The sequence below is a fragment of the Streptomyces sp. NPDC048002 genome (assembly GCF_040653275.1).
Taxonomy (GTDB): Bacteria; Actinomycetota; Actinomycetes; order Streptomycetales; family Streptomycetaceae; genus Streptomyces.
On record NZ_JBEZNL010000001.1, the window covers coordinates 636,552 to 657,902 of the forward strand.

Below are 21,351 nucleotides of genomic sequence, written 5' to 3' on the forward strand. Positions count from 1 at the left end.
CCCCTCCTCTGGGCGATCCGGAGCCGGCGTGGATCGGTGTTGAGGGTCGGGGACCCACGACGGCTCCGGAACCGGTGAGGTCAGCGGTGGTCGCTGCCCTCCGACTGGGTGGCCGCACGCCCCGCTTCGAGACGGGCGACCGGGATGCGGAACGGGGAGCAGGAGACGTAGTCCAGACCCACCTCGTGGAAGAAGTGGACCGACTCCGGGTCACCTCCGTGCTCGCCGCAGACGCCGAGCTTGAGGTCGGGACGGGTCGCGCGGCCCGCCTGCACCGCGGACTTCACCAGCGAGCCCACGCCGTCCTTGTCGATCGTCTCGAAGGGGCTGACGCCGAAGATGCCCTTCTCCAGGTAGGCCGTGAAGAAGCTGGCCTCCACGTCGTCCCGGCTGAAGCCCCACACCGTCTGGGTGAGGTCGTTGGTGCCGAACGAGAAGAACTCCGCCGCCTCCGCGATCTGACCGGCGGTCAGCGCGGCCCGCGGCAGCTCGATCATGGTGCCGATGGCCAGCTTCAGCTGGACGCCGGTCGCGGCCTCGACCTCCGCGATGACCTGGTCTGCCTCCTCGCGGACGATCTCCAGCTCCTGGACCGTGCCGACGAGCGGGATCATGATCTCGGCGCGCGGGTCGCCCTTGGCGTTCCTGCGCTCGGCGGCCGCCTCGGCGATGGCCCGTACCTGCATGGTGAACAGGCCGGGGATGACCAGGCCCAGGCGTACGCCGCGCAGACCCAGCATCGGGTTCTGCTCGTGCAGCCGGTGCACGGCCTGGAGCAGGCGCAGGTCGTTCTCGTGCGGGTCCTTGCGGGACTCGGCGAGGGCCACCCGGACCGACAGCTCGGTGATGTCGGGCAGGAACTCGTGCAGCGGCGGGTCGAGCAGCCGGACGGTGACGGGCAGGCCGTCCATCGCGGAGAACAGCTCCACGAAGTCCTTCTTCTGGAGCGGCAGCAGCTGCTTGAGGGAGTCCTTGCGCTCCTCGTCGGTGTCGGCCAGGATCAGCCGCTCGACCAGCTCGCGCCGGTCGCCGAGGAACATGTGCTCGGTGCGGCACAGGCCGATGCCCTGGGCGCCGAAGCGGCGGGCGCGCAGCGCGTCCTCGGCGTTGTCCGCGTTGGCGCGGACCCGCAGCCGGCGCTTGCGGTCGGCGAACGCCATGATCCGGTGCACGGCCTCGACCAGCTCGTCGGCGTCCTGGGCACCGGCGTGCATCCGGCCCTCGAAGTACTCCACGACCGGGGACGGCACGACCGGGACCTCGCCCAGGTAGACCTTGCCGGAGGAGCCGTCGATCGAGATGAGGTCGCCCTCCTCTACGACGTGCCCGCCGGGCACGGTCATCCGGCGCCGCTTGGTGTCGACCTCCAGCTCCTCGGCGCCGCAGACACAGGTCTTGCCCATGCCGCGGGCGACCACGGCCGCGTGCGAGGTCTTGCCGCCGCGGGAGGTCAGGATGCCCTCGGCCGCGATCATGCCGTCGAGGTCGTCGGGGTTGGTCTCCCGGCGGACCAGGATGACCTTCTCCCCCGAACGGGACCACTTCACCGCGGTGTACGAGTCGAAGACGGCCTTGCCGACGGCCGCGCCCGGCGAGGCGGCGATGCCCCGGCCGACCTGCTCGACCTTGGCCTCCTCGTCGAACTTCGGGAACATCAGCTGGGCGAGCTGGGCGCCGTTGACGCGCTGGAGCGCCTCGGCCTCGTCGATCAGACCCTGGTCCACCAGCTGGGTGGCGATCCGGAAGGCCGCGCCCGCGGTGCGCTTGCCGACGCGGGTCTGGAGCATCCACAGCTGGCCGCGCTCGATGGTGAACTCGATGTCGCAGAGATCCTTGTAGTGGTTCTCCAGGGTCTCCATGATCTGCATCAGCTGGTCGTACGACTTCTTGTCGATCGTCTCCAGCTCGGCCAGCGGGACCGTGTTGCGGATGCCCGCGACCACGTCCTCGCCCTGGGCGTTCTGGAGGTAGTCGCCGTAGACGCCCTGGTGGCCGGAGGCGGGGTCGCGGGTGAAGGCGACGCCGGTGCCGGAGTCGGGGCCGAGGTTGCCGAAGACCATGGAGCAGATGTTGACGGCGGTGCCCAGGTCGCCGGGGATGCGCTCCTGGCGGCGGTAGAGCTTGGCCCGGTCGCCGTTCCAGGACTCGAAGACCGCCTTGATGGCGAGGTCCATCTGCTCGCGCGGGTCCTGCGGGAAGTCCCGGCCCGCCTCGGTCTTGACGATCCGCTTGAACTTGGTGACGAGCTTCTTGAGGTCGGCCGCCTCCAGCTCGGTGTCGACGGTGACCTTCTTGGCCGCCTTCGCCGCGTCCAGCGCCTCCTCGAAGAGCTCGCCGTCGACGCCGAGGACGGTCTTGCCGAACATCTGGATGAGGCGCCGGTAGGAGTCCCACGCGAAGCGCTCGTCGCCCGCCTGGTCGGCGAGGCCCTTCACCGACTTGTCGGAGAGGCCGATGTTGAGGACCGTGTCCATCATGCCGGGCATGGAGAACTTGGCACCGGAACGGACCGACACGAGAAGGGGGTTGTCGGCCTGGCCGAGCTTCTTGCCCATCTTCGTCTCAAGGGCGTCGAGGTGCGCACTCACCTCGTCACGCAGTGCCGCCGGCTCCTCGCCGCTGTCGAGGTAGGTCTTGCACGCCTCGGTGGTGATGGTGAAGCCGGGGGGTACCGGAAGGCCCAGGTTGGTCATCTCGGCGAGGTTCGCACCCTTACCGCCCAGAAGGTCCTTGAGCTCCTTGTTGCCCTCGGTGAAGTCGTAAACGAACTTATTGTTTTCCGACACGGGTCCCAACTCCTCGAGGACTCGGTGGCTGCCCTGACGGCGAGGAACATACCCAGATCGAAGGCACCTGGGTACGTCCACTTGTGCGTCATGCGCCTGTAACCACCCGTCAGCCAGTGGATCGAAAGTCAAGGCTTGGCAAGGAAGCGCGCCGCCTTGCGTTCACTTCTTGAACGAATGAACCCCCACAGGCCCCCGATTTCGCTCATCTGAGCGGTGATTTACACGTCTGATTTCGATCGATGAACGATCAAGGGGTGGCACCGAGTGCCACCCCTTGGAGAAGTGCAGTAGACCGAGAATCGCTCATCTGAGCGCAACCCTTATCAAGGGTGGCGAGAATCACGCCGTCGAAGCGGCCCCGATTTCACCATCCGGACCGGTTTCCGGACAGGAAACACGGTGGTCACACGCCCAGCGCGGAGAGCCGCTCCTCGGCCCGGTCGGGGGCGTAGAGGTGCTCCACGACCAGGGCACCCGCCCCCACCAGCCCCGCCCGCTCGCCCAGCCTGGAGGTGACGACCTCCAGATGAGCGGTGGAGCGCGGCAGCGCCCGCTGGTAGAGGAGTTCCCGCACGCCGGTCACGAAGGCGGTGCCGGCCAGATCTCCGGCGATCATCAGCACACCGGGGTTGAGCAGGGTCACCACGGTCGCCAGGACGTCCCCGACCTGCCGTCCCGCCTCCCGGGCCAGGCCCACGGCCTCCGGGTGCCCGGCCGCCAGCAGATCCCGTACGTCGGAGCCGGAGGCCGCCCGCACCCCGGCCTCGGCCAGCCGCCGGGCCACGGCGCCGCCACTGGCCACGGCGGCCAGGCAGCCGTAGGACCCGCAGCGGCACAGGGCGTCCGCGCCCACCCGGATGTGCCCGATGTCGCCGGCGCCGCCGTCCACGCCCCGGAAGAGCGAGCCGTCCACCACGACGCCCGCACCGATGCCGGTGGAGACCTTGACCAGGACGAACGCCGAACAGTCGGGGTAGCCGGTGCGCTGCTCGCCGTACGCCATGAGGTTGGCGTCGTTGTCCACCAGGACGGGGACCCGGGGTGCTCCGGTGTGCTCGGTGAGGGCGCGGGCGAGGCGGCCCCGTATGTCGTAGCCGTCCCAGCCCGGCATGATCGGCGGCTGGACGACCCGGCCGGTCTCGCTGTCGACCGGCCCCGGCACCGCGACGCCGATGCCGCAGACCTCCGAGGCCCGGTGCCCGGCCTTCTCCAGCAGCTCGGCGAACCAGCGCCCCAGCTCCCCGAGGACCGCCTCCGGGCCGTCCTCGACGACCAGGGTGCCGCCGTGCTCGGCGAGGATCTCGCCGGTCAGCGTCAGGACGGCCGCGCGGGCGTGCCGGGTGTCGAGGTCGGCGGCGAGGACGACGGCGTGCGCGTCGTCGAACTCCAGGGTGATCGAGGGGCGTCCGCCCTGCGGGGAGTCGACCGGTCCGCCGGCGCCCTCGCGCAGCCAGCCCGCGCGGAAGAGCCGGTCCAGGCGCTGGCCGACGGTGGCCCGGGAGAGTCCGGTGACCTGTTGCAGGGCGCCGCGCGTCGTGGCCCGGCCACTGCGGACCAGTTCGAGCAGATCGCCGGCGCTGACCTGACCTCGACCCGTCATGCGCACCCCCTTGTGTTTCTCAAGCTTGCATTACATATTGAGTTTTGCGTGTTAAATAGACGTAACCCTACGGTAGCTGTTGCCGAACCGGTCAGCCGAGTCGTCTCCCGGGAGTCCCGAGTGGATCGCACCGCCGAGCTCGTCGCCCGCCCCGCGACGCGTGCCATCGCATACGATCCGGCCAACCGGCCGCGATCGCTGCATGTCAGGGCCGCGCGGGTGCTGGAGGACAACTGGACGGGCAGCTCCACGGTCCCCTCGCGCGGGCTGTATCCGCACCAGTGGTCCTGGGACTCGGCGTTCATCGCGATCGGACTGCGGCACCTGTCGCCGCTGCGGGCCCAGCGGGAGCTGGAGACGCTGCTGGACGCCCAGTGGGGCGACGGCCGGATCCCGCACATCGTCTTCAACCCCTCCGTCCCGCTCGACGCGTACTTCCCGAGCCCCGACTTCTGGCGCTCCTCGACCGCGGGGCGCGCTGCGGGCGCCCCGCGCACCGTACAGACGTCCGGCATCGTGCAGCCACCGGTGCACGCGCTGGCCGCCTGGCTGGTGCACCGCGCCGACCCGGGGCTCTCCCGTCAGCGGGGCTTCCTGGCCAGGGTCTACCCGAGGCTGGCTTCCTGGCACCGCTATCTGCTGCACCGGCGGGACCTGGGCGGCGGCGGGCTGGCCTCCGTCGTGCACCCCTGGGAACAGGGCATGGACAACAGCCCCTGCTGGGACGCGCCGCTGGCCCGGGTGGTGCCCGCCCCGGCGCGCTCCTTCCGCCGGGCCGACCTCGACCACGGCGCCGCCGAGGACCGGCCGACCGACCTGGACTACGGGCGGTACGTGCGGCTGGCGACGGACTACCGGGACCGCGGGTACGCCGACGGCGAGGCCGGTGGCCGGGTGGGCGGTTACTCGGACGGCGAGGCCGGTGGCCGGGTGGGCGGCTTCGCGGTGGAGGACCCCTCGTTCAACGCCCTGCTCATCGCCTCGGAGCACGCCCTGGCGGGGATCGCCCGCGAACTGGGGGCGACCGGCACGGCCCGGCACGCGCGCGCCGAGCGGCTGACCGGGGTCCTGGTGGACCGGCTGTGGGACCCGGCGCGGGGGATGTTCTTCTGCCGGGACGTGCGCGGCGGCGGGCTGATCCCCGAGCGGAGCGTCTCCGGCCTGATCCCGCTGCTGCTGCCGACGCTCCCGCGCGACATCACCGACGCGCTGGTCCGCACCGCGCGCGGCCCGCACTTCTCGCTCGGCGACACCACCCGCCTCGTGCCGAGCTACGACCTGCTCGGCGAGGCCTTCGACCCGCACCGCTACTGGCGCGGCCCGGCCTGGTTCAACACCGGCTGGCTGCTGGAGCGGGGCCTGCGCACCCACGGTGAGCGCCAACTGGCCGACGGACTGCGGCAGTCGGTCCTGGAGCTGGCGGACAGCTCCGGGTTCGCGGAGTACGTGGACCCGTACACCGGTGCGGCCTGCGGCACCACCGACTTCGGCTGGACGGCCGCGCTGACGCTGGACCTGCTGCACGGCGAGCCCTCGTGGGACACCTACGGCACCAGCACCACGGAGATCAAGGGAGGGGACCGGGGATGACGGACCGGCATCATCTGCTCGTGCACGGGGAGACGTTCGCCGCCGTGGGCGACGGCGGGGACATCAGTGGCGTCCGGGGCGCCGGCAGCTCCCCGGACGGTTTATTCGTACGGGACGCACGGCATCTGAGCCGCTGGCAGCTGACCCTGGACGGCGCGGTGCCGGAGTCCCTGGCCCCGGTGGCCGACGGTGACACGGCGCGCTGCGTCCTGGTCCCCCGGGGCGGGCGCCAGGAGCCCCCCGCGTACACGGTCTTCCGTGAACAGGCCGTGGGGGACGGCGCGTTCGTCGAGTCGATCCGGGTGACCAGCAACCTGCCGACCCCGACCACGGTCCGCCTGGGCATCACCGCGGACGCCGACTTCACGGACCAGTTCGAACTCCGCTCCGACCACCGCACGTACAGCAAGACCGGAGCCGTCCGCTCCCGGCAAGTCCTGGAACACGGACTGGAGTTCACCTACCAGCGCGGCGAATGGCGGTCCTGTACGACGGTGACGGCCGAACCGGCGCCGGACGCCGTGGAGGAGACCGGCACCGGGGCCCGGCGCCTGGTGTGGACCCTGGAGCTGGAGCCGCACGGCACGACCGAACTGGCGCTGCGGGTGATGGCCCGCCCGCACGGCGACCGGCGAGCCCTCCGGGTGCCCCGCTCCCCCGCCGCCCTCAACGAACAACTGCTGGCGCTGGAGGGCGAGTTCGTGGAGGGCGTGTCCTTCCCCACGGGCTGGCCGGAACTGGCGGCCTCCTGTGCCCGCGGGCTCGCGGACCTGGCCTCGCTGCAGATCCCGGCGACCGGCCCGGACGGCGAGGAACTCCGGGTCCCGGCGGCCGGCGCGCCCTGGTTCCTGACCCTGCTCGGCCGGGACGCGCTGCTCACCTCCCTGTTCGCGCTGCCCTACCGCCCCGGTCTCGCGGCGGCCACGCTCCCGGCGCTGGCCGCGACGCAGGCCACCGAGACCGGCGTGGACACCGTGGCGCAGCCCGGCAAGATCGTGCACGAGGTGCGCCACGGCGAGCTGGCCCACTTCGGCCAGGTGCCCTTCGGGCGCTACTACGGCTCGGTGGACGCCACCCCCCTGTTCCTGGTGCTGCTCGGCGCCTACGCGGAGCGGACCGGGGACGTCCGGCTGGCCCGCCGGCTGGAACCGAACGCGCGGGCCGCCGTCGCCTGGATGCTGGACCACGGCGGCCTCACCTCGCGGGGCTATCTGGTCTACCGCGCCGACCGGGGCGGACTGGCCAACCAGAACTGGAAGGACTCCCCCGGCGCGATCTGCTGGTCCGACGGCACCCGGGCGAGCGGCCCGGTGATGGCGGCGGGCGCCCAGGGCTACGCGTACGACGCGCTGCGCCGCACGGCGTGGCTGTCCCGGACGGTGTGGGAGGACGAGACGTACGCGGCGCTGCTGGAGCAGGCGGCCGGTGATCTGCGCGACCGCTTCCAGCGGGACTTCTGGATGCCGGAGCGGTCCTTCCCCGCGCTGGCACTGGACGGCGAGGGCCGCCAGGTGGACGCGCTGGCCTCGGACGCGGGGCATCTGCTCTGGTCGGGCCTGCTGGACAAGGAGTACGGGGAGGTGGTGGGCCGGCGGCTGCTGGAGCCGGACTTCTTCTCCGGCTGGGGCGTCCGTACGCTCGCCGCGGGCCAGCCCGCGTACCACCCGCTGTCGTACCACCGCGGCTCGGTCTGGCCGCACGACAACGCCCTGATCACCCTGGGGCTGGCCCGCTACGGCCTGCACGACGAGGCCCGCGCGGTGGCACACGCCCTGGTGGAGGCGGCGACCTCGACCGGCCACCGCCTCCCGGAGGTCCTGGCCGGATACGGCCGCGACACCCACCCCGAACCGGTGCCCTATCCCCACGCCTGCGTGCGGGAGTCGCGCTCGGCCACGGCGCCGTTGGCGCTGCTGACCGCGGTGGGCGGGGCGTAGCGCACCGCTTGGCCCGCCGTTTGCCCGGTGTTTGCCGAGCCCTTGGTCGACATGGCTGAACAAGGGCGGGCGCGGCACCGTACGGGAGGACGGCGGGCTCCGGGCGCGCCGCACCACGCCGTCAGGACCGCACGGAAGGACCACCGGTGCCTGTCTTCACGCGCCTGCGCCAGCTACCGGGCACACGCACCCCCCGACCGGCCGCCCCGACGGCCACCGACGGGACTCCCCGCACCGAGGAGCCGGCGGAACCGGCGAACGCGGCCCCTGAGCCCGGGGATCCGGACAGCACCCAGCCCTCGGCCGGCACCCCGGCCCCCGAACCCGGCACCCCGGCCGACGAGACCTCCGGCACGGTCGCCGAAGCCGGTGCCGCGGGCGCCGATGCCGATGCCGATGCCACGGTCTCCGCAGGCGCAAGCGCGGCTGCCGATTCCCGCGGTCCGGCCGGTCCGGCCCCCGCCACCGCACCCGGCCGCGCGGCCGACGACACCACCGCAGCCGCTGGACCAGAGCCCACGGCCGCCGAGGAGACCGAGCGCGCGGCCCTCTCCGAGGAAGCCGGCAGCGTCGGCGGACCCGCTGCCCCGGCCCTCGACCACCACCCCGCCGCTGAGACCACCGCCGACGGTCCCGAGCGGGCGGCCCGCGCCGACGAGCGGGACCGCACGGCCCCCGGCGAGCCGGAGCCGTCCGGCACCGAGAACCCCGTCATCCGGAGCCGACTCCGCACGGTCGTCGGGCGGAGCGTCACCGTGCTCTGTGCCGTGCTCGTGCTCGGCTCGCTGTTGTTGCCGAACAGCCTCGCCGCCGCCACGAGTGTCGACCGGTTCACCCGGATCCCGGCGGAGGCGATCGTCGGGGCCGCCGTCGTCCTCATGCTGCCCCGCCGCACGCGGACGGTCACCGCGGCCGTGAGCGGCGCGGCACTGGGCGCGCTGACCGTGCTCAACCTCCTGGACATCGGTTTCCGCGAATACCTGGGCCGGGGCTTCAACCTGATCCTCGACTGGTCCCTCCTCGACGACGCGCAGGCGTACATGGAGGACTCGATGGGCGAGGCCACCACGCTGGCCGCCGCCGTCGGCGCCGTCCTGCTCGCCGTACTCCTGCTCGTCCTCACCTCCCTCGCCACGGTCCGGCTCGCCAACCTGCTGGCCGCGCACCGGCAGCGGGCCGCCCGGGGCACGCTCGTCGCCGCCACGGTGTGGATCACCTGCACCGCGATCGGCGTCCAGCTCGCGGGGCTGCCCCTCGCCTCCGACCGGGCCGCGTCCGCGCTGGCGATGCAGGCGCGGCGGGTCCAGGACACCCTGCGGGACGAGGCGGCCTTCGCGAAGGAGGCCAAGGCGGACAGCTTCGGCGCGACCCCCGCCGACCAGCTCCTGCCCGACCTGCGCGGCAAGGACGTCGTCATCGCCTTCATCGAGAGCTACGGCCGCAGCGCCATCGAGGACCCGGTCATGGCACCGGGGGTCACCGACACCCTGGACGCCCGCACCGAGGCGCTGGCGGCGGCCGGTTACCGGGCGAGGAGCGGCTGGCTGACGTCGGCGACCTACGGCGGCAGCAGCTGGCTCGGGCACTCGACCTTCCTGTCCGGACTGTGGGTCGACAACCAGCAGCGCTACCGCACCGTCACCTCCGGCGACCACCTCACCCTGACCAAGGCGTTCCGGAAGAGCGGCGCCTGGGACACCGTGGGCATCATGCCGGGCGTGCAGAAGGCCTGGCCGGAGGCGAGCTTCTACGGCCTGGACAAGGTCTACGACGCCTTCCATCTCGGTTACCGGGGGCCGAAGTTCAGCTGGTCGACGATGCCCGACCAGTACGCGCTGGAGGCGTTCCAGCGTCAGGTGCACGGCAAGAAGCGCGACAAGCCGCTGATGTCGGAGGTCATCCTGACCTCAAGTCACCAGCCCTGGGCGCCGATCCCGGAGCTGGTCGACTGGGAGGACCTGGGCGACGGTTCGGTCTTCGAGGGCATCGAGAAGGCGGGCAAGCGCCCCCAGGACATCGTCACGGACACCACCAGGTCCCGCGAGGAGTACGGCAAGTCGATCCAGTACTCGGTGACGGCGCTGACCCAGTGGCTGGAGCGCTACGGCACCGACGACACGGTCCTGGTGTTCCTCGGCGACCACCAGCCGATCGCCCGGGTCAGCGGCGTCCGGGCGAGCAGGGACGTCCCGGTGTCCATCGTGGCGAAGGACCCCGAGGTGCTGGAGAAGATCTCCGCCTGGAACTGGACGGAAGGCCTCCAGCCCGCCCCCGACGCCCCGGTCTGGAAGATGGACACCTTCCGAGACCGCTTCCTCACCGCCTACGGCTCCACACCCCACCCGACGAAGGGCTAGGCGCCCCCAGGGGCGCGGGGAACTGCGCGACCGGCCACAGCGGCGCCGCGGCCGAACCACGCACCCGGGGTGGATCGGACCGCTACCCGCCGGACGTGTCCAGTTCCGCGTCCTCGCTCACGCCCGCGCAGTCGTACGGGTCCTTGAGCCAACCGTCCGGCAGTACCACCCGGTTGTTGCCGGACGTCCGCCCGCGCGGCCCGTCCGCCCCGGTCGGCCACGCCTGGTCGAGGTCGAGTTCGTCGAGCCCCGCGCGCAGCGCGTCCAGGGACGAGGTGACCGCGAGCCGCTTGCGCATCTCGGAGCCGACCGCGAAGCCCTTCAGGTACCAGGCGACATGCTTGCGGAAGTCGATGACTCCGCGCGCCTCGTCGCCGATCCACTCACCGAGCAGCGTGGCGTGCCGGACCATGATGTCGGCGACCTCGCGCAGCACCGGACGCCGGAAGTCGTCGCGCCCCTCGAAGGCGGCGACCAGGTCGGCGAAGAGCCAGGGCCGGCCCAGGCAGCCGCGTCCGACCACGACGCCGTCGCAGCCGGTCTCCCGGACCATCCGCAGCGCGTCCTCGGCGGACCAGATGTCGCCGTTGCCGAGCACCGGGATCTCCGGGACGTGCTCCTTGAGCCGGGCGATGGCCTCCCAGTCGGCGGTGCCGCCGTAGTGCTGGGCGGTGGTGCGGCCGTGCAGGGCGATGGCGGTCACGCCCTCCTCGACGGCGATCCGGCCGGCGTCGAGGTAGGTGAGGTGGTCGTCGTCGATGCCCTTGCGCATCTTCATCGTGACCGGGAGGTCCCCGGCGCCGGAGACGGCCTCGCGCAGGATCGCCCGCAGCAGGTTCCGCTTGTACGGCAGCGCGGAGCCGCCGCCCTTGCGGGTCACCTTCGGGACCGGGCAGCCGAAGTTGAGGTCGATGTGGTCGGCGAGGTCCTCTTCCACGATCATGCGGACGGCCTTGCCGACGGTGACCGGGTCCACGCCGTACAGCTGGATCGAGCGCGGCTTCTCCGTCGCGTCGAAGTGGATCAGCTGCATCGTCTTCTCGTTGCGCTCGACCAGCGCCCTGGTCGTGATCATCTCGCTGACGAACAGCCCCTTGCCCTCGCTGAACTCCCGGCACAGGGTGCGGAAGGGCGCGTTGGTGATCCCGGCCATGGGGGCCAGGACGACGGGCGGCTGAACGGTGTGCGGGCCGATCTGCAGGGGCGAGGCGGTCGTGGGCATTCCCCCATTGTGCCGTGTACGGACACGGACCCGGGCCACTCTTTAGTTAGGTGCACTATTAGTTAGACACACTATTGAAGTCGGTGTACCGTGAAACTCATGCCCGAGCTCAGCCGTCGCCGACGCATGCTGGTGCTCGCGATCTGCTGTATGAGCCTGCTGATCGTGAGCCTCGACAACACCGTGCTCAACGTCGCCCTGCCCGCCATGCAGCAGGACCTGCACGCGAGCACGGCGGGCCTCCAGTGGACGATCGACTCCTACACCCTCGTCCTCGCCTCGCTTTTGATGCTCGCGGGCTCCACGGCCGACCGGATCGGCCGCAAGCGGGTCTTCATGGCCGGCCTGGTGGTCTTCACCATCGGCTCGGTGCTGTGCTCCGTCGCGCCGAACCTCGAAGCGCTGGTGGTCTTCCGGATGGTGCAGGCGGTGGGCGGCTCGATGCTCAACCCGGTCGCCATGTCGATCATCACCAACACCTTCACGGACCCGCGCGAGCGGGCCCGCGCCATCGGGGTGTGGGGCGCGGTGGTCGGCCTCTCCATGGCCGCCGGACCGCTGGTGGGCGGAGTGCTGGTGGACTCGGTCGGCTGGCGGTCGATCTTCTGGGTCAACCTGCCGGTGGGCCTGGCCGCCCTGCTGCTGACCCTGCGCTACGTCCCGGAGTCCCGCGCCCCGAAGGCCCGCCGCCCCGACCCGGTGGGACAGGTGCTGGTGATCGCGCTGTTCGGCTCGCTGACGTACGCGATCATCGAGGCGCCGAACTCCCTCGCCGTCACCGCACCCTTCGCCGTACTGGCCCTGGCCGCCCTGACGGGGCTGCTCCTCTACGAGCCCCGGCGCCGGGAACCCCTCATCGACCTGAGGTTCTTCCGTTCGGCACCGTTCAGCGGGGCGACCCTGATCGCGATCAGCGCGTTCGCGGCGCTCGGCGGGTTCCTGTTCCTGTCGACGCTGTACCTCCAGAACGTACGCGGGCTCAGCGCCCTGCACGCCGGGCTGTGGATGCTGCCGATGGCGGTGCCGACCTTCCTGTGCGCCCCCCTGTCCGGGCGGCTGGTCGGCACCCGGGGACCGCGGCTCCCCCTGCTGATCGCCGGCGTCGCGATGACGGCGAGCGCGGCCCTGTTCGCCCTGTTCGACGCGGAGACCTCCGACGTCACCCTGTTCCTCGGGTACGTGCTCTTCGGCATCGGCTTCGGCTTCGTCAACGCGCCCATCACCAACACCGCGGTGTCCGGGATGCCCCGGTCGCAGGCCGGGGTCGCGGCGGCCGTCGCCTCCACCAGCCGCCAGCTGGGGCAGACCCTCGGTGTCGCGGTGGTGGGGGCGGCGCTGGCGGCCGGGATCGGCGCCTCCTCGTACCGGGACGCCTTCGTCGGGGCCGCCGGGCCGGGCTGGTGGATCCTCACCGGGTGCGGGCTCGCCGTCCTGGTGCTCGGCCTGCTGACCAGCGGCCGGTGGGCGCGCGCCACCGCCGAACGCACCGCCCGGCGCCTGGAGTCGGAGGCCCCGGCTCCGCGCGAACCGCAGCGGGTCCCCGCGTAGTCCGTGCCCGGAACGGCCCGAGCCGCGCCCCGGCGCCAGGGCACAGCTTGGCCAACTCGCCGTGAAGGAGCCCCTGTCGATGTTGGTCTTGCTGCACACTCCTCCTTGACTTTCCCGGGACTCTGGAGGCGTCGTGCCGCAGATCAACACGAGCAAGGTCACCCGCTGGGACCGGCACGGACGCGCGCACGTCGTCCAGGTACGGCGGACCGGAGTGCAGCGCACGGTCAGATGCGACACCTGCGGGTGGCGCATCTCGGCGCAGTTCCTGCCGTGGCTGAAGGCGGAGGAGCACCTCGCCGAGGCGCACCAGGCGACCGTGGACCCCAGCGTGGCGTGACTCGGGGCACCCGCCCGCGCGGAAGGGCGTCCGGCCGGGTTCCGCCCCCTTGTGGGAGCGCTCCCAAGCGCGGCACGATGCACGGGTGACCCGTACACCCGCCGTACGCCCCTACCGTCCCGACGACCTTCCCGCCGTCGAGGACATCTGTGTCCGCACCGCGCACAACGGCGGCGACAGCCGCCCCCACTACGCGGACCCCGCCGTCTTCCCGGCCGCCTTCGCCACCCCGTACGTCGAACTGGAGCCGGAGCTGGCCTTCGTTCTCGACGACGGCGAGGGCCGGGCCGTCGGCTACATCGTCGGCACCGCCGACACCCCGCGCTTCGCCGCCGCCTTCCGGGAGCGCTGGCTGCCGACGGTCGCGGACCGCCACCCGGCGCCGAAGGGCCCGCCCACGACCCCCGACGAGACCATCGCCGACCTGCTCCACCGCCCCGAGCGGATGATCGTGCCCGAGGTGGCGGACCATCCGGCCCATCTGCACATCGACCTGCTGCCGCGGTGGCAGGGACAGGGCCACGGGCGGACCCTGATGCGGACGTTCCGCCGGGCCCTGCACGAGGCCGGGGTCCCGGCCGTGCACCTGGTCATGGCGACCGCCAACACCCGGGCGCGGGCCTTCTACGACCGGGTGGGGTTCGTCGAGATCAAGGTGCCGGACCCCGGCGACGCCACCTTCCTCGGGCGGCCGACCGAGGGCGACTGAACCGCCCCCTCAGGCCCACTCGGGCCCTACTCAGGCCCGCAGCCCCCGCGTCAGCAGCGCCACCACGGCCTCGAACTCGTCCTGCACGCCGGGCCGTTCCCACTCCCGGTGGTAGCCGGGGTCGTGGAAGCGGGCCGTGGCCTGGAAGAGGGCGCGGGCGGTGGTGAGCGGGTCGGCGGAGACGAAGTCGCCCGACTCCACGCCCGCGCCGACGATCCGGGCGACCTGGCCGGTGAGTTCGTCGATGTGCTCGTCGACCGCCGCGCTGTTCTCGCCGGTCAGCACGGTGTACGTGGCGAACAGCTCGGGATCGTCGCCCGCCTTGTGCCGCTTGGCGTCGAACAGGGCGAGGAACCAGGCGTGCAGCCGGGCCTCCGGGGTCCGGCCGGTGTCGGCGGTGATCCCGGCGAGGGCGGCCGAGGTGCGGTCCAGCCAGCGCTTGGTCACCGCCTCGCGCAGCGCCGCCTTGGTCCGGAAGTGCCGGTAGACGCTGCCGTGGCTGACGCCGAGCGCGCGGGCCACGTCCACCACGGTCGCCTTGGCGGGGCCGTGGCGGCGCAGCACCTCCTCGGTGGCTTCGAGGATGCGCTCGGCGGTCAGGGTTTCGGAACTCGGTGCCATGGAGCAGACCGTACCTGGCTCCCGGGCCTCGGCTACTTGGTGCCGAGGTGGGCCATCTGCGCCGCCGGGTAGCGGTCGCCCGCGGCGGAGCCGGCCGGTACCGCGCGCTCGACGGCGGCGAGGTCGTCGGCGTCCAGCGTGACGTCGAGGGCGCCGAGGGCCTCGTCCAGCCGCTGCCGGGTGCGGGCGCCGACGAGCGGGACGATGTCCTCGCCCCGGGAGAGCACCCAGGCGATGGCGATCTGCGCGACGCTCACGCCCTTCTGCTCGGCGATCTTCCGCAGGGCTTCGACGAGTTCCAGGTTGTGCCGGAGGTTGTCGCCCTGGAAGCGGGGGGACAGCGCGCGGAAGTCGTTCGCGGCGAGCCGGCGGTCGCTGGTGAAGTGGCCGGAGATCAGGCCGCGGGAGAGGACTCCGTAGGCGGTGATGCCGATGCCGAGTTCGCGCGTGGTCGGCAGGACCTCGTCCTCGATGCCGCGGGAGATCAGCGAGTACTCGATCTGGAGGTCGGCGATCGGCGCGGTGGCGGCGGCCCGGCGCACGGTGTCGGCGCCCACCTCGCTCAGGCCGATGTGGCGGACGTAGCCCTGCTCGACGAGTTCGGCGACGGCGCCGACGGTCTCCTCGATGGGTACGGCCGGGTCGAGCCGGGCGAGCCGGTAGACGTCGATGTGGTCGACACCGAGGCGCTGGAGGGAGTACGCGGCGAAGTTCTTCACCGCGGCGGGCCGTCCGTCGTAGCCGCTCCAGGTCCCGTCCGGGCCCCGCAGCGCGCCGAACTTGACGCTGACCAGGGCCTGTTCGCGGCGGGCCGCGGGGGCGGTGCGCAGGGCCTCGCCGACGAGCAGCTCGTTGTGGCCCATGGCGTAGAAGTCGCCGGTGTCGAGCAGGGTCACGCCGGCCTCCAGGGCGGCGTGGACGGTGGCGACGGACTCGGCCCGGTCGGCCTCGCCGTAGAGCGCGGACATGCCCATGCAGCCGAGACCGAGGGCGGAGACCTGGGGGCCGGTGGTTCCGAGGGTGCGTGTCTGTGCGGTCATGGATCCAGCATGGCATGACAGCTGACAGATTTCAATATCTGTCAGCTGTCACCTGTCAGCCGCCGTGCTTCAGGCCTGGCGTGTGTGAGGCCTGGCGTGCGTCAGGCCTGGCGTGCCGTGAACGCCAGCTTCGCGCCGAGCGCGACGAAGGATCCCGCGAAGCTACGCCGCAGCCAGGTCATCACCCCGGGCCGGGAGGTGACATGGCTGCGGACGGAGGCGGCGAGGATGCCGTAGGCGGCGAAGACGACGAAGGTCGCCAGCATGAAGACCCCGCCCAGCGCCAGCATCCGGGGCACCGCGCCCGGCCCCTCCGGGTCCACGAACTGGGGCAGGAACGCGAAGAAGAACAGGGTCAGCTTGGGGTTGAGCAGATTGATCAGGACGCCCCGCAGGATCGTCCGGCCCGCCGACAGGGGCGCGGTCGTCCGCTCCACGGTGATCGCCTCCTTGTCCCGCAGGGTGGCCCAGGCCATGTACAGGAGGTAGGCGACACCGGCGTACTTCAGGACCTGGAAGGCGGTCGCGCCGGTGTGCAGCAGCGCGGCGGCCCCGGTGATCGTGGCCAGCAGGTGCGGCAGGATGCCGAGGGCGCAGGCGAAGGCGGCGACGACGCTCGCCCGCCGGCCGTGGGAGAGCCCGGCCGCGAGGGTGTAGACGACTCCGGTGCCGGGGGTGACGACCACGACCAGGGTGGTCAGCAGGAAGGCGATGCTCATGCGGCCCAGCCTGTCGGCGGGGCGGTCCCTGTGACAGGACCACTCCGGTACCGGCATCGGGGACCAATGACGAACGCCGCCGCGGCCGACCGCGGTTCGGCCGCGCCCCTGAGGGGCGCGGGGAACCGCGCGATCAGCCACGACGGCGCTGCATATCGGGCCGGCGGCCCGGCGCGGCACTCCTGGCGGAGGGCTCAGCAGCCGATCAGGCGCGCGGCCAGGTAGCCCTCGATCTGGTCCAGGGAGACGCGCTCCTGCTTCATCGAGTCACGCTCGCGGACCGTCACCGCGTTGTCGTCCAGGGTGTCGAAGTCGACGGTCACGCAGAACGGCGTGCCGATCTCGTCCTGGCGGCGGTAGCGGCGGCCGATGGCGCCGGCGTCGTCGAACTCGATGTTCCAGTGCTGGCGCAGCGCGGCGGCGAGGCCCTTGGCCTTCGGGGACAGGTCCGCGTTGCGGGAGAGCGGCAGCACCGCGACCTTCACCGGGGCGAGGCGGTGGTCCAGGCGCAGCACGGTGCGCTTCTCCAGCTTGCCCTTGGCGTTGGGCGCCTCGTCCTCGACGTAGGCGTCCAGCAGGAACGCCAGCATCGCGCGGCCGACACCGGCCGCCGGCTCGATGACGTACGGCGTCCAGCGCTCGCCGGCCTCCTGGTCGAAGTAGGAGAGGTCCTGGCCGGATGCCTTGGAGTGGGCGCCGAGGTCGTAGTCGGTGCGGTTGGCGACGCCCTCCAGCTCACCCCACTCGTTGCCGCCGAACTGGAAGCGGTACTCGATGTCGGCGGTGCGCTTGGAGTAGTGGGAGAGCTTCTCCTTCGGGTGCTCGTACCACCGCATGTTCTCCTCGCGCAGGCCGAGACCGGTGTACCAGTTCCAGCGCTGCTCCATCCAGTACTCCTGCCACTTCTCGTCCTCGCCCGGCTTGACGAAGAACTCCATCTCCATCTGCTCGAACTCGCGGGTGCGGAAGATGAAGTTGCCGGGCGTGATCTCGTTGCGGAAGGACTTGCCCATCTGGGCGATGCCGAACGGCGGCTTCTTGCGCGAAGCGACCTGCACCTGGGCGAAGTTGGTGAAGATGCCCTGGGCGGTCTCGGGGCGCAGGTAGGCGACCGAGCCGGAGTCCTGGGTCGGGCCGAGGTGCGTCGACAGCAGACCCGAGAACTGCTTGGGCTCGGTGAACTGGCCCTTGTTACCGCAGTTGGGGCAGTTGACGTCCGCGAGGCCGTTCTCCGGGAGGCGGCCGTGCTTGGCCTCGTAGTGCTCCTCCAGGTGGTCCGCGCGGAACCGCTTGTGACAGGAGGTGCACTCCGTCAACGGGTCCGTGAAGGTGGCGACATGGCCGGAGGCGACCCAGACCTCGGGGGCCAGGATCACGGACGAGTCGAGACCGACGACGTCCTCGCGGGAGGTCACCATGTAGCGCCACCACTGGCGCTTGAGGTTCTCCTTGAGCTCGACACCCAGCGGTCCGTAGTCCCAGGCGGCGCGCTGACCGCCGTAGATCTCACTGCAGGGGAATACGAAGCCACGGCGCTTGCTCAGGCTGACGATGGTGTCGATCTTGTCGGCGGCCACGGTGCTCTCTTCATGCGAATGGACGGCAGCGAATGACTCAGGTTACCGGCGTGGCCCACCCCTGTATCAAATCGGTTCCCCACCTTGGGATTGTTGACAACGGTTTCCAGATTTGTTGAAAATGAGAGTCATGAACGTACGACGACAGCACATATCCCGGGTGGCCGTGGCCGCCGTCACCGCCCTCGGTCTCGGCACCCTCGCCGCCTGCTCCGACAGCTCCGCCGCGGGCAACACGGAGAAGTTCGACGTCGTCGCGTCGTTCTACCCGATGGCCTTCCTCGCCGAGCAGATCGGCGGGGACCATGTGAACGTCACCAGCCTCACCGAGCCCGGCCAGGAGCCGCACGACCTGGAGATCAGCGCCAAGCAGACCGCGCAGCTCCAGGAGGCCGACGCGGCCCTCTACCTCAAGGGGCTCCAGCCCTCCGTCGACGAGGCGATCTCCCAGTCCGAGGTCGGCACCAAGATCGACGCGGCCACCCTGACCGGGCTGGAGGACCACGGCGACGTCGAGCACGGCCACGGGCACGAGGGCGAGGAGGAGCACGCCGAGGAGGAAGGCCACTCCGACGAGGAGAGCGCCCTCGACCCGCACGTCTGGCTCGACCCGGTGAAGTACGCCGAGATCGCCGAGGGCGTCGGCGCGGCCTTCGAGAAGGCCGACCCCGACCACGCGGCCGACTACAAGAAGAACACCGCGGCCCTGGTCGGCAAGTTGAACGACCTCGACACGCGGTTCGAGGACGGCCTGAAGAACACCGACAGCAAGGTCTTCTTCACCAACCACTCCGCCTTCGGCTACCTCGCCGAGCGCTACGGCCTGACCCAGGAGGCCATCTCCGGCGTGGACCCGGAGAGCGAGCCCAGCGCCGCGCGCATGAAGGAGCTCCAGACCGAGGCGAAGGCGGACGGCGTCACCACCGTCTTCTACGAGACGCTGGTCTCCGACAAGACCGCCAAGACCCTCGCCGACGACGCGGGCCTGAAGACCGATGTGCTCGACCCGCTGGAGGGCATCACGGACCAGTCCCGGGGCGACGACTACTTCGAGGTCATGGAGGCCAACCTGAAGGCGCTCCAGACCGCCCTCGGCGCGAAGTGAAACCGGAGGACCGCACCATGAGCAGCGAGCCCGTCATATCCCTGCGCGGAGTCCGCGCCGACCTGGGCTCGCGGCCCGTCCTGCGGGGCATCGACCTCACCGTGCACCGCGGTGAGGTGGTCGCGCTGCTCGGCGCCAACGGCTCCGGCAAGTCCACCGCCGTCCGCAGTGTGATCGGCCAGGTGCAGGTGAGCGCCGGCGAGATCGACCTGTTCGGCACCCCGCGCCGCCGCTTCCGCGACTGGCACCGGGTCGGCTACGTCCCCCAGCGCACCACCGCGGCGAGCGGTGTCCCGGCGACGGTGACCGAGGTCGTCTCCTCCGGCCGCCTCTCCCGCACCCGCTTCGGCCTGCTGCGCGGGAACGACCGCGCGGCGGTGGGCCGGGCCCTGGAGCTGGTGGGCATGGCCGACCGCGCCAAGGACCCCGTCGACGCGCTCTCCGGGGGCCAGCACCAGCGGGTGCTGATCGCCCGCGCGCTCGCCGCCGAACCCGAACTCCTGATCATGGACGAGCCGATGGCCGGGGTCGACCTGGCCAGCCAGGAGGTCCTGGCGGCGACCCTGCGCGAACAGGTCGCGGCCGGTACGACCGTGCTGCTCGTCCTGCACGAACTGGGCCCGCTGGAGCCGCTGATCGACCGTGCGGTGGTGCTGCGCGACGGCTGCGTCCTGCACGACGGTCCCCCGCCCAAGGCGGTCGGCCAGCACGCGCTGCCCGGCCACGACCACGTCCACCCGCACGCCCCCGCGGGCGCCGAACCGATCCGCACGGGACTGCTGAGCTGATGGAAATCCTCGACTACGCCTTCATGCAGCGGGCGCTGCTCGCCGCCGTCCTGGTCGGCATCACGGCCCCCGCCGTCGGCATCTACCTGGTCCAGCGCCGCCAGGCCCTGATGGGCGACGGCATCGGCCATGTCGCGATGACCGGCGTCGGCCTGGGCTTCCTGCTGTCCTGGTCCCCGGTGTGGATGGCGACGCTGGTCGCCATGGTGGGCGCGGTGCTCATGGAACTGATCCGCTGGTACGGCAGGACCCGCGGCGACATCGCCCTGGCCATGCTCTTCTACGGCGGCATGGCGGGCGGCGTGATGTTCATCAACCTCGCGCCGGGCGGCTCGAACGCCAACCTGTCCTCGTACCTCTTCGGCTCCCTGTCCACCGTGAGCGAGTCCGACGTCACCGCGATCTGCCTCCTGGCGGCCTTCGTGGTGCTGGTCACCCTCGGCCTGCGCCGCCAGTTGTTCGCGGTCAGCCAGGACGAGGAGTTCGCGCGGGTCACCGGCCTGCCGGTGCGCGCCCTGAACCTGCTGATCGCGGTCACCGCCGCCGTCACGGTCACGGTGGCGATGCGCGTGGTCGGCCTGCTGCTGGTGTCGGCGCTGATGGTGGTCCCGGTGGCCGCCGCCCAGCAGCTCAGCCGCAGCTTCGCCGCGACCTTCGCCATCGCGGTCGCCATCGGCGTGACCGTGACCATCGGCGGCACGGTCACCTCGTACTACCAGGACGTACCGCCCGGCGCGACCATCGTGCTGCTGACGATCGGCGCGTTCGTCCTGCTGACCGCGCTGGCCGTACCGCTCGCCCGGCGCCGCGCACGGGCCCTGGGACTGGCCGCGGGAACCGGGGACCCCGCCGAGTGCGTGGTTCCGGCCGGACGGGGCAGCGGCGGGAACGTCGGCGTCTGACCGCCGACAGGCCGGGCTGGCACAATGGCCCGGGCAGGCAGACCTGAGGAGGCACCCCGTGACGACCGCTGGACCGCCCGTGAAGGGCCGTTCGACCCGGCAGCGGGCCGCCGTTGCGGCGGCCCTGGACGAGGTCGACGAGTTCCGCAGCGCGCAGGATCTGCACGACATGCTCAAGCACAAGGGCGACTCGGTCGGGCTGACGACGGTCTACCGCACGCTCCAGTCCCTCGCCGAGGCCGGCGAGGTCGACGTCCTGCGCACCTCCGACGGCGAGTCGGTCTACCGCCGCTGCTCCACCGGCGAGCACCACCACCACCTGGTCTGCCGGGCCTGCGGCAAGGCCGTGGAGGTCGAGGGCCCCGCGGTGGAGAAGTGGGCGGACGCCATCGCCGCGGAGCACGGCTATGTGAACGTGGCGCACACGGTGGAGATCTTCGGCACCTGCGCGGACTGCGCCGCCCGCTGACGAATCAGCCCCTCCGGCGCCCGCTGAAAATCAGCCCC

The 21,351-nt window shown here is 71.7% G+C and carries 17 protein-coding genes; 10 read left to right on the forward strand and 7 right to left on the reverse strand.

The window, feature by feature from the left end; genetic code table 11:
• Positions 1 to 80: 80 nt before the first annotated feature.
• Both ppdK and AB0E07_RS02865 read right to left on the reverse strand, forming a co-directional pair.
• Complete coding sequence (ppdK, locus tag AB0E07_RS02860; RefSeq protein ID WP_362245655.1) at positions 81 to 2,786, reverse strand: pyruvate, phosphate dikinase; 2,706 nt, start codon at positions 2,784 to 2,786, stop codon at positions 81 to 83.
• A gap of 406 nt (positions 2,787 to 3,192) precedes the next feature.
• Positions 3,193 to 4,389 carry an ROK family protein gene (locus tag AB0E07_RS02865; protein WP_362245657.1) on the reverse strand — a complete coding sequence of 399 codons (1,197 nt, stop codon included), beginning with the start codon at positions 4,387 to 4,389 and terminating at the stop codon, positions 3,193 to 3,195.
• 120 nt (positions 4,390 to 4,509) lie between these two features.
• On the opposite strand from AB0E07_RS02865, the gene AB0E07_RS02870 reads away from it, so the two are divergent.
• The 3 genes from AB0E07_RS02870 (at position 4,510) to AB0E07_RS02880 (ending at position 10,273) form a co-directional block, all read left to right on the forward strand.
• Complete coding sequence (locus AB0E07_RS02870) at positions 4,510 to 5,979, forward strand: hypothetical protein (protein WP_362245659.1); 1,470 nt, start codon at positions 4,510 to 4,512, stop codon at positions 5,977 to 5,979.
• Positions 5,976 to 7,916, forward strand: coding sequence for a glycogen debranching N-terminal domain-containing protein (locus AB0E07_RS02875; protein ID WP_362245661.1), 1,941 nt, complete (start codon positions 5,976 to 5,978; stop codon positions 7,914 to 7,916). Before AB0E07_RS02870 ends, AB0E07_RS02875 begins: the two co-directional genes overlap by 4 nt.
• Before the next feature lie 164 nt (positions 7,917 to 8,080).
• The gene (locus AB0E07_RS02880; RefSeq protein WP_362245779.1) at positions 8,081 to 10,273 is read left to right on the forward strand and encodes a CDP-alcohol phosphatidyltransferase; all 2,193 of its coding nucleotides are present in this window, start codon (positions 8,081 to 8,083) and stop codon (positions 10,271 to 10,273) included.
• Between the two features lie 82 nt (positions 10,274 to 10,355).
• On the opposite strand, the gene dusB is transcribed toward AB0E07_RS02880, so the two are convergent.
• Complete coding sequence (dusB, locus tag AB0E07_RS02885; protein ID WP_362245663.1) at positions 10,356 to 11,495, reverse strand: tRNA dihydrouridine synthase DusB; 1,140 nt, start codon at positions 11,493 to 11,495, stop codon at positions 10,356 to 10,358.
• Positions 11,496 to 11,594: 99 nt separating this feature from the next.
• Between dusB and AB0E07_RS02890 the strand changes: the two genes are divergently transcribed.
• From AB0E07_RS02890 to AB0E07_RS02900, 3 genes are all read left to right on the forward strand, one after another.
• Positions 11,595 to 13,043 (forward strand): MFS transporter, encoded by a 1,449-nt coding sequence (locus AB0E07_RS02890; RefSeq protein ID WP_362245665.1) that lies wholly within the window; start codon positions 11,595 to 11,597, stop codon positions 13,041 to 13,043.
• A 133-nt stretch (positions 13,044 to 13,176) separates the two neighbouring features.
• Positions 13,177 to 13,383, forward strand: a complete 207-nt coding sequence (locus AB0E07_RS02895; RefSeq protein WP_362245667.1) for a hypothetical protein — start codon at positions 13,177 to 13,179, stop codon at positions 13,381 to 13,383.
• An 85-nt stretch (positions 13,384 to 13,468) separates the two neighbouring features.
• Positions 13,469 to 14,092 (forward strand): GNAT family N-acetyltransferase, encoded by a 624-nt coding sequence (locus AB0E07_RS02900; protein WP_362245669.1) that lies wholly within the window; start codon positions 13,469 to 13,471, stop codon positions 14,090 to 14,092.
• 30 nt (positions 14,093 to 14,122) lie between these two features.
• On the opposite strand, the gene AB0E07_RS02905 is transcribed toward AB0E07_RS02900, so the two are convergent.
• The 4 genes from AB0E07_RS02905 to AB0E07_RS02920 form a co-directional block, all read right to left on the reverse strand.
• Entirely contained in the window at positions 14,123 to 14,713 is a 591-nt protein-coding gene (locus AB0E07_RS02905; protein ID WP_362245672.1) for a TetR family transcriptional regulator, read from the reverse strand.
• A gap of 32 nt (positions 14,714 to 14,745) precedes the next feature.
• A complete protein-coding gene (locus tag AB0E07_RS02910) occupies positions 14,746 to 15,753 on the reverse strand; it encodes an aldo/keto reductase (protein WP_362245674.1) in 1,008 nt (335 codons plus the stop codon).
• A 101-nt stretch (positions 15,754 to 15,854) separates the two neighbouring features.
• Positions 15,855 to 16,472 (reverse strand): LysE family translocator, encoded by a 618-nt coding sequence (locus tag AB0E07_RS02915; protein ID WP_362245676.1) that lies wholly within the window; start codon positions 16,470 to 16,472, stop codon positions 15,855 to 15,857.
• Positions 16,473 to 16,666: 194 nt separating this feature from the next.
• A complete protein-coding gene (locus tag AB0E07_RS02920) occupies positions 16,667 to 18,049 on the reverse strand; it encodes a glycine--tRNA ligase (protein ID WP_362245678.1) in 1,383 nt (460 codons plus the stop codon).
• Between the two features lie 130 nt (positions 18,050 to 18,179).
• Here AB0E07_RS02920 and AB0E07_RS02925 point away from each other — a divergent pair, with 130 nt between their 5' ends.
• From AB0E07_RS02925 to AB0E07_RS02940, 4 genes are read left to right on the forward strand one after another with little or no spacing between them, the layout of a single operon-like run.
• Positions 18,180 to 19,154, forward strand: coding sequence for a zinc ABC transporter substrate-binding protein (locus tag AB0E07_RS02925; protein WP_362245680.1), 975 nt, complete (start codon positions 18,180 to 18,182; stop codon positions 19,152 to 19,154).
• A 17-nt stretch (positions 19,155 to 19,171) separates the two neighbouring features.
• Entirely contained in the window at positions 19,172 to 19,942 is a 771-nt protein-coding gene (locus tag AB0E07_RS02930) for a metal ABC transporter ATP-binding protein (protein ID WP_362245682.1), read from the forward strand.
• Positions 19,942 to 20,844: a metal ABC transporter permease gene (locus tag AB0E07_RS02935; RefSeq protein WP_362245683.1), complete on the forward strand. Its 903-nt coding sequence runs from the start codon at positions 19,942 to 19,944 to the stop codon at positions 20,842 to 20,844. Before AB0E07_RS02930 ends, AB0E07_RS02935 begins: the two co-directional genes overlap by 1 nt.
• A gap of 58 nt (positions 20,845 to 20,902) precedes the next feature.
• Entirely contained in the window at positions 20,903 to 21,313 is a 411-nt protein-coding gene (locus AB0E07_RS02940; protein WP_362245685.1) for a transcriptional repressor, read from the forward strand.
• The last annotated feature ends 38 nt before the right edge of the window (positions 21,314 to 21,351 follow it).